Source organism: Streptococcus sp. CL6.35, from assembly GCF_049737915.1.
Classification (GTDB): domain Bacteria; phylum Bacillota; class Bacilli; order Lactobacillales; family Streptococcaceae; genus Streptococcus.
In genome coordinates, this window is the sequence record NZ_JBKOTU010000002.1 from 77,458 (window position 1) to 92,760 (window position 15,303).

The 15,303-nt window shown below is 43.6% G+C and carries 9 protein-coding genes and 1 pseudogene; 8 read left to right on the forward strand and 2 right to left on the reverse strand.

Annotation, left to right across the window (positions count from 1 at the left end; all coding sequences use genetic code 11):
• The first annotated feature begins 79 nt into the window (after positions 1 to 79).
• The 8 genes from adcR to ACLNCP_RS03010 all read left to right on the forward strand — a co-directional run bounded on the left by adcR (position 80) and on the right by ACLNCP_RS03010 (position 11,664).
• The gene (gene adcR, locus ACLNCP_RS02975) at positions 80 to 520 is read left to right on the forward strand and encodes a zinc-dependent transcriptional regulator AdcR (RefSeq protein ID WP_001249308.1); all 441 of its coding nucleotides are present in this window, start codon (positions 80 to 82) and stop codon (positions 518 to 520) included.
• Positions 520 to 1,224, forward strand: coding sequence for a metal ABC transporter ATP-binding protein (locus ACLNCP_RS02980; RefSeq protein ID WP_001269496.1), 705 nt, complete (start codon positions 520 to 522; stop codon positions 1,222 to 1,224). The genes adcR and ACLNCP_RS02980 overlap by 1 nt, the downstream gene beginning before the upstream one ends.
• The gene (locus ACLNCP_RS02985) at positions 1,217 to 2,023 is read left to right on the forward strand and encodes a metal ABC transporter permease (RefSeq protein WP_045612455.1); all 807 of its coding nucleotides are present in this window, start codon (positions 1,217 to 1,219) and stop codon (positions 2,021 to 2,023) included. Before ACLNCP_RS02980 ends, ACLNCP_RS02985 begins: the two co-directional genes overlap by 8 nt.
• Positions 2,024 to 2,032: 9 nt before the next feature.
• The gene (gene adcA / locus ACLNCP_RS02990) at positions 2,033 to 3,538 is read left to right on the forward strand and encodes a zinc ABC transporter substrate-binding lipoprotein AdcA (RefSeq protein WP_049543207.1); all 1,506 of its coding nucleotides are present in this window, start codon (positions 2,033 to 2,035) and stop codon (positions 3,536 to 3,538) included.
• A 284-nt stretch (positions 3,539 to 3,822) separates the two neighbouring features.
• Positions 3,823 to 4,974: an iron-containing alcohol dehydrogenase gene (locus ACLNCP_RS02995; RefSeq protein WP_261067146.1), complete on the forward strand. Its 1,152-nt coding sequence runs from the start codon at positions 3,823 to 3,825 to the stop codon at positions 4,972 to 4,974.
• A 149-nt stretch (positions 4,975 to 5,123) separates the two neighbouring features.
• Positions 5,124 to 6,008, forward strand: coding sequence for an SPFH domain-containing protein (locus tag ACLNCP_RS03000; RefSeq protein WP_004235732.1), 885 nt, complete (start codon positions 5,124 to 5,126; stop codon positions 6,006 to 6,008).
• Between the two features lie 183 nt (positions 6,009 to 6,191).
• The gene (locus ACLNCP_RS03005; protein ID WP_424844015.1) at positions 6,192 to 9,980 is read left to right on the forward strand and encodes a sugar-binding domain-containing protein; all 3,789 of its coding nucleotides are present in this window, start codon (positions 6,192 to 6,194) and stop codon (positions 9,978 to 9,980) included.
• 1 nt (position 9,981) lies between these two features.
• The gene (locus tag ACLNCP_RS03010; protein WP_424844016.1) at positions 9,982 to 11,664 is read left to right on the forward strand and encodes an alpha-L-fucosidase; all 1,683 of its coding nucleotides are present in this window, start codon (positions 9,982 to 9,984) and stop codon (positions 11,662 to 11,664) included.
• A gap of 49 nt (positions 11,665 to 11,713) precedes the next feature.
• Here ACLNCP_RS03010 and ACLNCP_RS03015 read toward each other — a convergent pair whose 3' ends face one another.
• Both ACLNCP_RS03015 and ACLNCP_RS03020 read right to left on the reverse strand, forming a co-directional pair.
• A complete protein-coding gene (locus ACLNCP_RS03015) occupies positions 11,714 to 13,798 on the reverse strand; it encodes a GH92 family glycosyl hydrolase (RefSeq protein WP_261016137.1) in 2,085 nt (694 codons plus the stop codon).
• A 191-nt stretch (positions 13,799 to 13,989) separates the two neighbouring features.
• Positions 13,990 to 15,155, reverse strand: a pseudogene (locus tag ACLNCP_RS03020) (tyrosine-type recombinase/integrase).
• Positions 15,156 to 15,303: the final 148 nt, after the last annotated feature.

Here is a 15,303-nt window from a genome sequence, read left to right on the forward strand (position 1 = left end):
ATTAACCAGTAAATAATTTTTCAAAGAATAGTATTTTTCTCTTAAAATAAAGAGAAGTCCAAAAGGAAAGGAGTCAGATATGAGACAGCTAGCGAAGGATATCGATGCCTTTTTAAATGAGGTGATTTTGCAGGCGGAAAATCAGCATGAAATCCTAATAGGTCATTGTACTAGCGAGGTGGCCCTGACCAATACTCAGGAGCACATTCTCATGCTCTTGTCAGAGGAATCTTTAACAAATTCAGAGTTGGCCCGTCGCCTCAATGTCAGTCAGGCGGCAGTTACCAAGGCCATTAAGTCTTTGGTCAAGGAAGGAATGTTGGAAACATCTAAAGATCCTAAGGATGCGCGTGTGATTTTTTATCAGTTGACTGATTTGGCTCGTCCAATCGCTGAGGAGCACCATCATCACCATGAGCATACACTTTTAACCTATGAACAAGTGGCGACTCAGTTTACTCCAAATGAACAAAAAGTTATTCAGCGGTTTTTGACTGCTTTAGTAGGAGAAATCAAATAATGAGATATATTACGGTAGAGGATTTATCCTTCTATTATGATAAGGAGCCCGTTCTTGAACATATCAATTATAGTGTTGATAGTGGGGAATTTGTTACCTTGACAGGGGAAAATGGGGCGGCTAAGACGACACTGATCAAGGCCAGTCTTGGAATCCTCCAACCACGCATTGGTAAGGTAACCATTTCAAAGACAAATACGCAGGGTAAGAAATTGAGAATAGCTTACCTTCCTCAACAGATTGCCAGTTTTAACGCTGGTTTTCCAAGTACGGTTTATGAATTTGTCAAGTCGGGTCGCTATCCACGAAAGGGTTGGTTCCGTCGTTTGAATGCTCATGATGAGGAGCATATCAAGGCTAGTTTGGACTCAGTTGGTATGTGGGAACACCGAGACAAACGCTTGGGTTCTCTATCTGGAGGACAAAAGCAGCGAGCGGTGATTGCGCGCATGTTTGCTTCGGATCCAGATGTGTTTATTCTAGATGAGCCGACAACGGGGATGGATGCAGGAAGTAAAAATGAATTTTACGAACTCATGCACCACAGCGCCCATCATCATGGTAAGGCTGTTTTGATGATTACCCATGACCCTGAAGAAGTTAAGGACTATGCGGACCGCAATATCCATCTAGTCCGTAATCAAGACTCGCCATGGCGTTGTTTCAACGTTCATGAGAATGATCAGGAGGTAGGCCATGCTTAGTTTATTATCTTATGACTTTATGCAGCGTGCCTTTCTGGCCGTTATTGCTATGAGTCTTTTCTCGCCAGTATTGGGAACCTTCCTTATCTTGCGTCGTCAGAGTTTGATGAGTGATACCCTTAGCCACGTCTCGCTTTCGGGTGTAGCCTTTGGTCTGGTTCTGGGGATTTCTCCGACTATTTCTACTATTGCTATTGTCTTGATTGCGGCAGTCTTCCTGGAGTATCTCCGTACGGTTTACAAGAACTTTATGGAAATCGGGACAGCTATCCTCATGTCAACAGGTCTGGCTGTTTCTCTGATTGTCATGAGCAAGGGTAAAAGCTCGAGTTCTATGAGTTTGGACCAGTACCTTTTCGGCTCAATCGTGACTATTAGCGAAGAGCAGGTCATTTCCCTCTTTGTCATTGCGGCGGTTGTCTTGATTTTGACCTTCCTCTTCCTTCGTCCTATGTATATCCTGACCTTTGATGAGGATACGGCCTTTGTGGATGGCTTGCCAGTTCGTACCATGTCCATTCTTTTTAACATGGTGACGGGGGTGGCCATTGCCCTTATGATTCCAGCTGCGGGAGCTCTTCTGGTATCGACCATTATGGTCTTGCCAGCTAGTATTGCCCTGCGTCTGGGGAAAAACTTTAAATCGGTTATGCTGCTTGCCAGTGCTATTGGATTTTTGGGAATGGTAGCAGGACTTTACATTTCCTACTATGCAGAAACACCTGCAAGTGCAAGTATTACCATTATTTTTGTAACTGTCTTTTTACTCATTAGTTTAGTAAGACGTTTTATCAAATAGGAGATGAACATGAAAAAAATTAGCTTATTACTCGCCAGTCTATGTGCCTTGTTTTTAGTGGCTTGTTCCAATCAAAAGCAGGCAGATGGCAAACTAAATATTGTGACAACCTTTTACCCTGTCTATGAATTTACCAAGCAAGTCGCAGGAGATACGGCTAATGTAGAGCTCCTAATCGGTGCTGGTACAGAACCCCATGAATATGAACCGTCTGCCAAGGCAGTTGCCAAAATCCAAGATGCAGATACCTTCGTTTATGAAAATGAAAACATGGAAACATGGGTTCCTAAATTGCTAGATACCTTGGATAAGAAAAAGGTCAAAACCATCAAGGCGACAGGCGATATGTTGCTTTTGCCAGGTGGTGAGGAAGAAGAGGGAGACCATGACCATGGAGAAGAAGGCCATCACCATGAGTACGATCCCCATGTTTGGTTATCACCAGTTCGTGCCATTAAACTAGTAGAGCACATCCGTGACAGCTTGTCAGCAGATTATCCTGATAAAAAAGAGACTTTTGAGAAGAATGCAGCTGCCTATATCGAAAAATTACAAGCCTTGGATAAGGCTTATGCAGAAGGCTTGTCTCAAGCCAAACAAAAGAGCTTTGTAACGCAACACGCAGCCTTTAACTATCTCGCCTTGGACTATGGACTCAAACAAGTCGCTATCTCAGGACTTTCTCCAGATGCCGAGCCATCAGCTGCTCGTTTGGCAGAATTGACAGAGTACGTCAAGAAAAATAAAATTGCCTATATCTACTTTGAGGAAAATGCTTCACAAGCCCTTGCTAACACACTTTCAAAAGAGGCAGGTGTCAAAACAGATGTCCTCAATCCTTTAGAAAGTCTGACAGAAGAGGACACCAAGGCTGGAGAAAACTACATTTCCGTGATGGAGAAAAACCTCAAGGCTCTGAAACAAACAACGGACCAAGAAGGCCCAGCAATTGAGCCTGAAAAGGCAGAGGATACCAAGACAGTTCAAAATGGTTACTTTGAAGATGCAGATGTCAAGGACCGCACCTTGAGTGACTATGCAGGTAACTGGCAATCAGTTTATCCTTTCCTTGAAGATGGAACCTTTGACCAAGTCTTTGACTACAAGGCTAAGTTGACTGGTAAGATGACTCAGGCTGAGTACAAGGCCTACTATACAAAAGGCTATCAGACAGATGTGACTAAGATTAACATTACTGATAACACTATGGAATTTGTTCAAGGTGGACAAAGCAAGAAATATACTTACAAGTATGTTGGTAAGAAAATCTTGACTTACAAGAAAGGCAATCGTGGCGTGCGCTTCCTCTTTGAAGCAACGGATGCAGACGCTGGACAGTTCAAGTATGTTCAGTTTAGTGACCACAATATCGCCCCAGTTAAGGCAGAACATTTCCATATCTTCTTTGGAGGTACAAGCCAAGAAGCCCTCTTTGAAGAAATGGATAACTGGCCAACCTACTACCCAGATAACCTATCTGGCCAAGAAATCGCCCAAGAAATGTTGGCGCATTGATGAGAAATCGACTAGTTCATAGGAGCTAGTCGGTTTTTTGAAATAGGGGCTGATGTGTAGCCCATTTTATGTGTCGGCGGATAGCCTATAGCTGTTATCTTTGGTAGATGCAATTTTGTTTCAAGGAGCAGAGTGTCATATTGGAAAAGGATCTTATAAATAATAATCAAATTTCACTCCTTTTAAAATTATTTGTTAAACAATTCACAAATAATTGAAAACGAATACAAAAAGTAATATAATGATGTTAAATATATAGCGCGAAGGCGCAGGAGGAAAATTATATGGCTACATTTTATGTTCCGGCAGTCAACCTTATTGGAAAAGGTGTTGTAAATGAAGTGGGTCCTTATATCAAGGAACTTGGCTATAAAAAGGCGCTTTTGGTGACAGATAAGTTCATCGAAGGAAGTGACATTTTGCCTAAGGTTTTAAAACCGCTAGATGCAGAAGGAATTGAATATGTCATCTTTAGCGATGTAGAGCCAAACCCTACTTGTAAGAATGTCACAGATGGGGTAGCTGCTTTGGAAGAACATGGATGTGATTTTATCATCAGTCTTGGTGGTGGATCTCCACAGGATGCAGCTAGTTGTATCTCTATCATAGCTACAAATGGTGGAAAACCACAGGATTATGAGGGGCTTCATAAGTCTGCTCAAAAAGGCTTACCAGTCGTGGCTATCAATACAACGGCAGGAACTTCTGCAGAAATCACTATTAACTATGTGATTACGGACGAAGAACGCAAGGTTAAGATGGTAATGGTTGACAAGAATAGCCTTGCTCTTATCTCTGTTAATGACCCTGAATTGATGATTTCAAAACCTCAAGCTTTGACTGCTGCTACTGGTATGGATGCTCTGACTCACGCTGTTGAAGCTCTGGTAACACCTGGTGCTTATGATGTGACCAAGAAATTATCTATCGGAGCAATTGAGCTTATCAAGGAATACCTTCCTCGCGCTGTAGCAAATGGACACGATATTGAAGCGCGTGAAGGTATGGTCAATGCCATCTTCCTTGGTGGTATGAGCTTTAACAATGCAGGTCTGGGCTATGTTCACTCAATGGCTCACCAACTCGGCGCAGTATATAACTTGCCACACGGTGTTTGTTGTGCCATGTTGCTACCAGTTATAGAACGTGAAAATGCTAAACGTGTACCAGAAGCTTTCCGTAATGTTGCTAAAGCCTTGGGACTTCATGTAGAAGGTAAATCAGATGAAGAGTGTGCCGACTATGCGATTGCTGAGATTGAAAAGCTTTCTGAGACAGTAGGTATTCCTAAGAAATTGACTGAACTTGGTATTGAAGAAAAAGATTTCGACTTTGAATACCTTTCTAAGAATGCCTTGATTGATGCATGCGCACCAGGAAATCCATTTATGCCAACCTTAGAAGAAACGATTGCCTTTTATAAAGAGTTGTTTTAGCAAGAGATTTGACGACAATGTGACAATTCACCTCTAATTATTGACATTTCAGGAAAAATCGCAGTAAAAACTGCACATCCTTCTTTAAATGTGCTATAATACAGAAAAAAATAATGATGGAGGTCGTCGCGATGATAACAACATTTTTGATGATTTTTGTGGTGGTTTGTGTGCTCCTATTGGTGATAGTCACACTGAGTACAGTTTATGTGGTTCGTCAGCAGTCGGTGGCGATTATTGAACGCTTTGGGAAATACCAAAAGGTTGCCAATAGCGGTATTCATATTCGATTGCCTTTTGGAATTGACTCGATTGCAGCTCGGATTCAGTTGCGCTTGTTGCAAAGCGATATTGTGGTTGAGACTAAGACCAAGGACAATGTGTTCGTTATGATGAATGTAGCGACTCAGTACCGTGTTAATGAGCAGAGCGTAACAGATGCCTACTATAAACTCATGCGTCCAGAATCTCAGATTAAATCTTATATCGAAGATGCTCTTCGCTCTTCTGTTCCCAAATTAACCTTGGATGAATTGTTTGAGAAAAAAGATGAGATTGCCCTTGAAGTTCAACACCAAGTAGCAGAAGAAATGACTACTTACGGTTATATTATCGTGAAAACCTTGATTACCAAGGTCGAACCAGATGCAGAAGTCAAGCAATCCATGAATGAAATCAATGCGGCGCAGCGCAAGCGGGTCGCAGCGCAAGAATTGGCGGAAGCTGATAAGATTAAAATCGTCACTGCAGCTGAAGCCGAAGCAGAAAAAGATCGCCTCCATGGTGTGGGGATTGCCCAACAACGTAAGGCGATTGTGGATGGCTTAGCAGAGTCTATCACCGAACTCAAGGAAGCCAATGTTGGCATGACAGAAGAACAAATCATGTCCATCCTCTTGACCAACCAGTATTTGGATACCTTGAATACCTTTGCCTCTAAAGGAAATCAAACCATCTTTTTACCAAATACGCCAAATGGTGTGGATGATATTCGTACACAAATCTTGTCAGCTCTACGTGCTGAGAAGAAATAATAGACTAAAGAGCTTGGCAACAGGCTCTTTTTGCATTACCCTTGTAGCTTTGAGGAATAAATCCTCCTCTACAAATTATAGAATCTTTTCTGAGTATTTAGGGAGTGATGGAGGAAGTCTTGAAAGCGCTTTTGTTTTGTGCTATAGTCAACTATATCGATTCGTTTAAAGAGGAATGCTTGTATGAGAAGAGAAGAAGTTTTACGAAATCACTGGTTTTTTAACCAAGAGGTGGGGAAGGAAGAGGCCTTGGCGTCGGATTTTCAGAGGGAAAATTGGCAGGTTATTCAAGTGCCACATGACTGGAGTATTTACAATGATTTTGACCAGTATTCGCCAGCGCAAAATGAGGGTGGTCAGTTAAACGGGGGTCAGGCCTGGTATCGGACACAGTTTTACTTGGAAGAAGATGCCAGTCTTGTATCGGTGCGTTTGTTGTTTGACGGGGTTTACATGAATGCCCAAGTCTATATCAACGGGCAAGTGCTGGGTTATTATCCCAATGGCTACACACCTTTTTCTTATGATATCACGCCTTATCTAAGAAATGATGGGACGGCCAACCAGCTTGCGGTTTTTGTGGACAATCAGCAACCTAGCAGTCGTTGGTACTCGGGTAGCGGTATTTACCGAGAAGTAGAATTGTTGATTACAGATTTGGTGCATCTGGATTTATATGGGATTAAGATAGTAAGTCCCAAGCTCAAGGAGCAAAGACAATCGTGGGTGGAAACCCAGCTTGAAAGCAAGGTTTCAAATGATGGACCTCAGTCCGTGTCGGTGTATTTAGAACAGAGTATCTGGTATGATGGACAACAGCTGTCAGACTGGCAGGCAACAGACTCTCTAGTGATTGAGTCTGGGGACAAATATTCTTTCCAACAAGCCATATCAATTTTTCAACCCTTGCTTTGGGATATTGACCATCCCCACCTTTACCAATTGAAGACTCGTCTTTACAAAAATGGCATTTTGGTTAATGAAGAAGAGGAGACCTTTGGTTACCGCTATATGGATTGGCAATCGGATAAGGGTTTCTTTCTAAATGGTCGCTGGTTGAAGATTCATGGGGTTTGTCTGCACCATGACTATGGAGCGCTGGGAGCTGTGGAAAATAGGTCAGCTGCCGAGAGACGCTTGCGCCAGATGAAGGAAATGGGCGTCAATGCGATTCGGATCACGCATAATCCAGCTAGTAGTATTTTGCTGGATCTAGCTGCCAAAATGGGCCTACTCATCCAAGAAGAAGCCTTTGATACCTGGTATGGAGGTAAGAAAGAATATGATTATGGTCGCTTTTTTGAGGAAGAAGCGACTCATCCAGAAGCGAAAGCAGGCGATTTCTGGTCAGATTATGATTTGCGTACTATGATTGAGCGTGGCAAGAACAATCCAGCGATTTTTATGTGGTCCTTGGGAAATGAAGTCAGCGAAGCAAATGGTGATGCTCATTCATTGAAGACTATCAAACGCTTGCTAGAAAGGGTCAAGGAAGTGGATGATAGTCGTTTTGTGACCATGGGAATGGATCAATTCCGCTTTGGCGATGGTTCTGGAGGTCATGAAAAGATAGCCAATTTGCTGGATGTGGTGGGCTTGAATTACTCAGAAGACAATATTGATGCGATTCGCAAAAGACATCCCAACTGGCGACTTTATGGGTCTGAAACCTCATCGGCTACAAGGACGCGTGATAGCTATTTTCGCCCAGCTAAGGAATGGGTTGGGGATAATCGCCGCGTGCGGAATTTTGAACAGTCAGACTATGGCAATGATCGAGTTCCTTGGGGGAAGACGGCGACGGTTTCTTGGATAGCAGATAGAAATCGGCTAGACTATGCGGGTCAGTTTATCTGGACAGGAGTGGACTATATCGGTGAGCCGACTCCTTGGCACAACCAAAATGACACACCTGTCAAGAGTTCCTATTTTGGGATCGTGGATACGGCAGGGATTCCTAAAAATGATTATTATCTCTATCAAAGTCAGTGGTTGGCACTAGATCAGCAGCCTATGGTTCATATCCTGCCCCACTGGAATTGGGAAATCCACAAGAGTTATCAACAAGTTGTGGATAAGTATGGGGATATCCCTGTTCGAGTGTATTCAAATGCTGGTTTTGTAGAGCTATTTCTCAATGGAAAATCTCAAGGTAGGAAGACTTTTCAGGAAAAATGGACTTCAGACGGTCGAAAATACCAAGAGGGAGAGGGTTCTGACCAACTCTATCTCGAATGGCGCTTGGCTTATCAACCAGGAGAATTGCATGCTGTAGCCTATGACCGTCAAGGTCAGATTGTAGCAGAAGATAGGGTGGTGACTGCAGGTAAGCCAGCCAAAATCGGGTTACATGCCGAGAAAACAAAACTGGAACCAGATGGGCAAGACCTCCTCTATCTCTATTTTGATGTATTGGACAAGGATGGAAATTGGGTGCCGAGTGCTTCCAATCAGCTTCATTTTAAAATTGAGGGCCCTGCTCGCATTGTGGGTGTTGATAATGGCAGGCAGTCCAGTCGTGAACGTTATCAGGCTCAGAAAAATGGTCGGTTTAAGCGGAAAGCCTTCCATGGCAGAGGTATCCTTTTGGTTCAGAGCTTGGAGCAGGCAGGCCAAGTAAGAGTAAAGGCCAGTGCCAGAGGGCTAGAGCCAGCAAGTTTTGATATCTTAGTGGGAGAGGCTTTGGATTGCCAGCCAGTGAAAAATAAGCGCTTGTTTGAGATTCGAGTGGACAAGCAGGCAGGTTTACAAGAAGGGGCTTCCCCAGCTATTGGACTTTATCCACAAACTGTGGATAACCCTGTGAACAAGGTGGGGAATAGTGAAGTGATTTGGGAGACGAGTGGTAGTGCCCACGCCATTATCAAGCAGGGAGTGCTTCATTGCTTGTCTGCAGGCGACTTGGCTATCCGAGCCATGTATCAAGGTAAGATCTATCAAACTTATTTGCAGGTCGCAGAAAATACCTCACTAGGGCAGGCAGTTTTTGTACGACCACTTCGCTTGTATACAGCTAAGGGAACTTATCCACAGCTGCCATCTTCAGTCTTGGTGGACTATGAGTCCGGTAGTGCAAAACGAGTCAAGGTTGTTTGGGAAGCAATCTCGGAAGAAGATTTGGCAAGCTTTCATGAGTTTACGGTATCTGGTCAGCTAGAGGGTCTGGATTTAAAGGCTTCTGCTCAGGTTTGTGTCCAAGGGATTTGCGCTATTGAGCCTGAAAGGGTTTGGACGCTTGTCAAGGAAGCCCCACACTTACCAGACCGAGTCAAGCTAGTCTTATCAGATGGCAGACGAGATACGGCCAAGGTTACTTGGGACGAACTCAAGCCTCAAATCTATGCTCAGGTAGGAGAATGCGTTCTCACAGGGCGGGTAGCGGGCTGTGAGTTGCCAGCAACAGTCACCATTCATGTGACAGATGCCAGTGTAGATGGAGAAGTCATTTCCAATCAATGGACAGGGTCCAATCTGCCTCTGGTCTTTACTTCCCACTCAGAGCCGAATCACCCAGCCTCCTACCTCAATGACAAGGTCATTGCTCGGAAGAAATCGATAGCCAATACTTGGATTGTCAAGTCAGAGCAAGCCAGTGTGGGCATTCTTTTTGGAGATGCAGGGATTTTAAAACCGCGATTTGTGGATAACCTGACCTTGTATTATGTTGAAAATCAAGACTACATGGCGGTGGATCCTACCCATATCGATTATTATGTAGGGAATGAGCCTAGCTTGCCTCGGACTCCCAACCATTTGGATAAGGGTTCCTTGCTCAAACAAGAGAAGAATTGGCGCCCTGTATCAGCTATCCGAAAAGTTTCAAGCGACAAGGATGAGGAGTTTCGTTTTGAATTTGACAAGGTGAAAACTTATGCTGTTCGTCTTCGATTTGAAAACTTGGTAAATCCACTAGCGTTAACAGAATTGCAAGTGTATGCAAAAAAAGTAAAGAAAAATGTAGATAGGAAGTAGTATGGTAAGAGAAATAAAACCGCATGGACCTTTGCCTAGTCAGGTCCAGTTAGCTTATCTAGAGGATGAACTAGCAGCCTTTATCCATTTTGGACCCAATACCTTTTATGACCAGGAATGGGGGACAGGTCAGGAGGATCCTGAACGCTTTAACCCGACACAGTTAGACGCACGTGAGTGGGTTCGCGTGCTCAAGGAAACGGGCTTCAAAAAGTTGATTTTGGTGGTTAAGCACCACGATGGCTTTGTCCTCTATCCGACGGCTCATACAGATTATTCGGTCAAGAGCAGTCCTTGGAGGAGTGGAGAGGGGGACTTGCTCCTTGAAGTATCCCAAGCTGCTACAGAATTTGATATGGATATGGGGGTCTACCTGTCACCGTGGGATGCCCACAGCCCACTCTATCATGTGGACCGAGAAGCGGACTACAATGCCTATTATCTGGCTCAGCTGAAGGAAATCTTATCAAATCCTGCCTATGGCAATGGAGGGAAATTCGCTGAGGTCTGGATGGATGGTGCCAGAGGAGAGGGCGCTCAAAAGGTCAATTATGAATTTGAAAAATGGTTTGAAACCATTCGTGACCTGCAGGGAGATTGCTTGATTTTTTCAACAGAAGGCACTAGTATCCGCTGGATTGGCAATGAACGAGGGTATGCAGGTGATCCCCTATGGCAAAAGGTGAATCCTGACAAACTAGGAACAGAAGCAGAGCTGGACTATCTTCAGCATGGAGATCCCTCAGGTACGATTTTTTCAATCGGAGAGGCAGATGTTTCCATCCGGCCAGGTTGGTTTTACCATGAGGACCAGGATTCTAAGTCTCTTGAGGAGTTGGTCGAAATCTATTTTCACTCAGTGGGGAGAGGAACCCCGCTCCTACTTAATATTCCGCCGAATCAAGCTGGGCTCTTTGATGCAAAGGATATTGAACGCCTCTATGAATTTGCGGCCTATCGCAATGAGCTCTATAAAGAAGATTTGGCTCTGGGAGCTAAGGTATCTGGTTCTGCTCTTTCCGCAGACTTTGCCTGTCACTATTTGACAGATGGCCTTAAGACCAGCTCTTGGGCAAGCGATGCAGGCTTGCCAATCCAGTTAGAACTCGACTTAGGGTCACCTAAAACTTTTGATGTAATTGAGTTAAGAGAGGATTTGAAGCTAGGGCAACGAATTGCTGGTTTTTATGTGCAAGTAGAGGTGGACGGTGTCTGGCAAGAATTTGGTACAGGCTTTACAGTTGGTTATAAGCGCCTCTTGCGAGGTTCGCTAGTAGAGGCACAGAAGGTGCGCGTGATGATTACAGAGTCACAATCTATGCCTGTATTGACCAAGATTTCCCTCTATAAAACTCCTAGCTTATCAAAAACAGAAGTTGTTCAGGGACTGGCATTTGCAGAAAAAAGTCTAGCTGTGACAAAGGGAGAGACTCTTCATTTTAGGATTGAACGTAGCGAAAGTAGCTCCTCTTTAGAGGCTAAGATTTCGATTCAACCGGGGACAGGTGTCCATGGTATCGCCTATCAGGATGAGATTCAAGTCCTTCAATTCCAAGCTGGGGAAAGCAAAAAAGACCTGACCATACCAACCCTGTATTTTGCTGCTGATAAGACCTTGGATTTCTATCTGAATCTGACTGTTGATGGACAGTTGGTTGATCAAGCTCAAGTACAAGTTTCATAAAATAAAAGAACCTTTGCAGGCATGATACAAAGGTTCTTTTGTCTACTAGTTAGTGACTTGGCAACCAGCTGAGTGTAAAGGTTAGTTGCTCAGCTTTCAAGAGATCTTGGTGTTGAATGCTAGATACTGGCACCTTATCCAGTCGGCATTCTTTTACAAAGTTAAAATGGCTGTGGTTTTGCTCAGCATGAATATCTAGCCATTTATCTTCTTTGGCAAGATAGACTCGGAGATGGTCAAAGAGAGGAATTCCGAGGTCATAGTTTGGTTTGCCTGGACAGGTCGGATAAAATCCGAGAGCTGACCAGATGTACCAGGCTGAGAGACTGCCATTGTCTTCATCGCCAGGATAGGCTTCCCAACTTGGGTGAAAAGCTTTCTGACGGAGCGTCTTGATGAGAAGGGCAGTGTAGTCTGGGTAATCGCTGTAACGGAATAGATAAGGAATGTGGAAGCTCGGCTGGTTGGAAATGGCGACTTGCCCAAAAGGAGCAGTTGCCATTTCGCTCATCTCATGAATCTCGTAACCATAGCCTGTCGTCTCAAAGAGGGGAGCATCTTGACAGATTTTCAAAAGATACTTGCTGAAGGCTTCTTTTCCACCCATAAGTTGGATTAAGCCTGGGATGTCGTGGAGGACACCTAAAGTCGCTTGAATGGCAGAACATTCGGCGTAGTCTCGTCCCCAACTATAAGGAGAAAAGTCAGGGCGGAAGTTGCCTTGGCTATCACGCGCTCGCATGTAACCTGTCTCAGCATCAAATAGATGGCAGTAATTTTGTGAAGCGGTTCTATAAGTCTCCGCTATGTTATCCTGACCAAGTTTTTCGGCAAAGCTGGCGATACAAAAGTCGCTATAGGCATAGTCTAGGGTATGGCTGACGCTTTCGTGGTGGTCGGTAGAGAGGTAGCCAAGCTCTTGGTATTGGGCTAGTCCGTGGCGACCATTGATGCCGAGAGGGTCGGATTTGCTGGCTGTTTCAAGCATAGCCTGGAGGAGTTCTTCTTCCAAGTCGGGAGCCATGTCCTTGCAGGCGCTATCTGTGATAATGCCGTCTAAAAGGGTACCAGGCATCATGCCACGTTCATCTGGGGCCAGCCATTTTGGAAGGAAACCAGTATCGCGGTAGCTATTGAGAAATCCCTCTAAAAAGCTACGATAATGTTCTGGTATGATAAGGGCAAAGAGGGGGAAGGTGGTGCGGAAGGTATCCCAGAAACCATTATTGCTAAAGAGGACACCGGGCTTGACAGAACCAGTAGCCAGATCCATGTGGATGGCTTGCCCTGATTCATTAACCTCATAAAAAGTCTGAGGAAAGAGGAAGAGTCTGTAGAGACAGTGATCAAAGAAGGTTCGGTCAGCTTCTCCTGTCTCTATAACGTTAAAACGATGGAGGAGATTTTCCCAGTTCGCTTGTGCATTTTCTTTACAGCTATCAAAATCTTCTTGAGGTAGATTGATTAGAGCTTGAGAAGGCGATATGAAAGAAGTTGCTAGCTGAATCTCAGCATGGCTGCTTGCTAAGTCAATTCGCCAGTCTCCGCTTTCTTGGCTGATAGCAAGAATATCCGTGTTCATTTTCAGGGAAGTGAACATCGTTAGTGGATTTTTATTGGTCTCAGTTTTTCCTTCTTGTCTTAGGGCAAGCGTTCTCTTATCTACTTGCTCTACGGTCAGTTTATCTGCTGCGTGAAGATAGAGGGAGAGGGCTTTGCCTTGCTTTTGCTTCAAACGAATAGAAGCACCGTAGCAAGTCGGTGTAAGCTGGCTTTCAATCTGATAGCGCAGGGAGAAAATCTTCAGATAATGAGGCTGGAAAGTAGCCTTATTCATATCATAGGAAGACTGGCGGTGAAAGAGACTGTCTCCGCCCAGTTGACCTGTGACAGGTGTCAGAAGGAGCCAAGAGTAGTCTCCAATCCAAGGGCTGGGCTGGTGGGTTAATCGAATCCCTTGAAAGATAGGCAGATGCGGATCGAAAAACCAAGCTCCCTCCTGGTCACTGGTCTGGGGCACAAAGTAATTCATCCCGAAAGGGATGCCTGTGTAAGGCAGGGTATTTCCCCGAGAGAAGGCATGCTTGCTGGCAGTTCCAAAGCGGGTATCGATGGTTTCAAGTAGTGGTTTCATAGTCTTTCCTTTAGCTGTTTTTCTACATTATATCAGAAAAAGAGAGCCTTTAGAAAAGGAGTTTCGAAGATAACTATTTTGTAGAAAAATGAACCTGTTTCAAAATAAATCTAACAAAAACCCTGTTGCTATTGGCTTTTTGCTTTGTCTTGAATTGTTAATTTTTGAATTTGCTCCCCTTTTTGCTCCCCTTATAGTGCTTTTAGTGCAGTTTCGTAGAATGATACTGCTTTTTTGCGTTCTCTTTTGAGAGGTGGCTATATGTGTCCATGGTCATGCTGATTTGAGAGTGACCTAGACGGTGTTGGAGTTCTTTGTATGGTATTCCAGAGTTAAGCAAGAGACTAGCGTGAGTGTGCCGGAATCCGTGAAAACCTATATTCGGAACATCAGCGCGTTTAAAATGTGTTAGTAATCTTTTTTTAAGTTTTACAATGCTAGTATATTCATGAATGAAGTCAGAAAATACTACACTTTCACGTTGCCCTATCTTCCAAGCCTCTTTAGTTTGGCGTAGTTTGTACTGCTTCAGCATGCTAACAGTCGCTTGATCTATATCTATATCCCGATAACTAGCCTTAGATTTTGGGCTATTGATTTCTAGATCCCGATTTAGTGTTTTGGTAATATGCACAACGGCATTATCTAAGTCTATATCAGACCAGCTAAGCGCTAGAGCCTCATTGATACGGCAACCAGTTGCCAGTAGGAACTTATAGAGCGTTACATCATAGTAATAACGATATTTACAACTATCTAAATTATCAAGATAAACAAGAAACTTTTTTAACTCTTGATTATCAAAGTGCTTTAGCTTTTGTCGCTTTGCTTTCTGAGTGTTACGAGGTAAAACCACATCACGCGCAGGATTGGACGGTATTGCTTGCATGGTTACGCCATACTGTAAGATACGTTTGTTTAAAGCGTGTATCATATCATAGTGTAGAAAAGCGCCCTCTTCCCCTCTATTAGCCTTATCAGCAAGTTTATTGATAATTGACTGAATAAGTGGAGTAGTGAGCTTATCGAGCTTATACTCCCCGAAAGTAGGCAATATGTGATTATCTATTAGCGCTCTAACGTTTCCTTGAGTGTTTGGCTTAACTGTATTCTTATAGCTTTCCCACCAGAGAGTTGCCAATTCTTGATAGTTTTTTATGGTAATAGCCTTTTGTCTGGTAGATCCTGCTTTTTGAAAAGCTATTTTTTCTTGATTGGCTTTCTGCTTAACTTCCTTTTGTGTCCGACCTGTTACTTTGGTTTTTACTTTCTTTCCTGTTACCTGGTCAACTCCTAGATAGACATTAGCACGGTAAACTTTACTACCGTCTTTTTTTATAACTTCAGTTATTTTCATGATGATAAACCTTTCTAAAATACATCAGCAGGCAAGCCATTATCAAAAAGGTTTTATATCATGCTAGGGGCTACGAGATCCCCCTTATTTTCGTTTTTAAGTAGTCAGACGGTAAATAATACCAGAGTAGGAAACAAGGCGGATATGG

Bases quoted from the DNA above. Each gene is read 5' to 3' on its own strand.
- adcR (WP_001249308.1), top strand. From the start codon at position 80: ATGAGACAGCTAGCGAAGGATATCGATGCCTTTTTAAATGAGGTGATT.
- ACLNCP_RS02980 (WP_001269496.1), top strand. From the start codon at position 520: ATGAGATATATTACGGTAGAGGATTTATCCTTCTATTATGATAAGGAG.
- ACLNCP_RS02985 (WP_045612455.1), top strand. From the start codon at position 1,217: ATGCTTAGTTTATTATCTTATGACTTTATGCAGCGTGCCTTTCTGGCC.
- adcA (WP_049543207.1), top strand. From the start codon at position 2,033: ATGAAAAAAATTAGCTTATTACTCGCCAGTCTATGTGCCTTGTTTTTA.
- ACLNCP_RS02995 (WP_261067146.1), top strand. From the start codon at position 3,823: ATGGCTACATTTTATGTTCCGGCAGTCAACCTTATTGGAAAAGGTGTT.
- ACLNCP_RS03000 (WP_004235732.1), top strand. From the start codon at position 5,124: ATGATTTTTGTGGTGGTTTGTGTGCTCCTATTGGTGATAGTCACACTG.
- ACLNCP_RS03005 (WP_424844015.1), top strand. From the start codon at position 6,192: ATGAGAAGAGAAGAAGTTTTACGAAATCACTGGTTTTTTAACCAAGAG.
- ACLNCP_RS03010 (WP_424844016.1), top strand. From the start codon at position 9,982: ATGGTAAGAGAAATAAAACCGCATGGACCTTTGCCTAGTCAGGTCCAG.
- ACLNCP_RS03015 (WP_261016137.1), bottom strand. From the start codon at position 13,798: ATGAAACCACTACTTGAAACCATCGATACCCGCTTTGGAACTGCCAGC.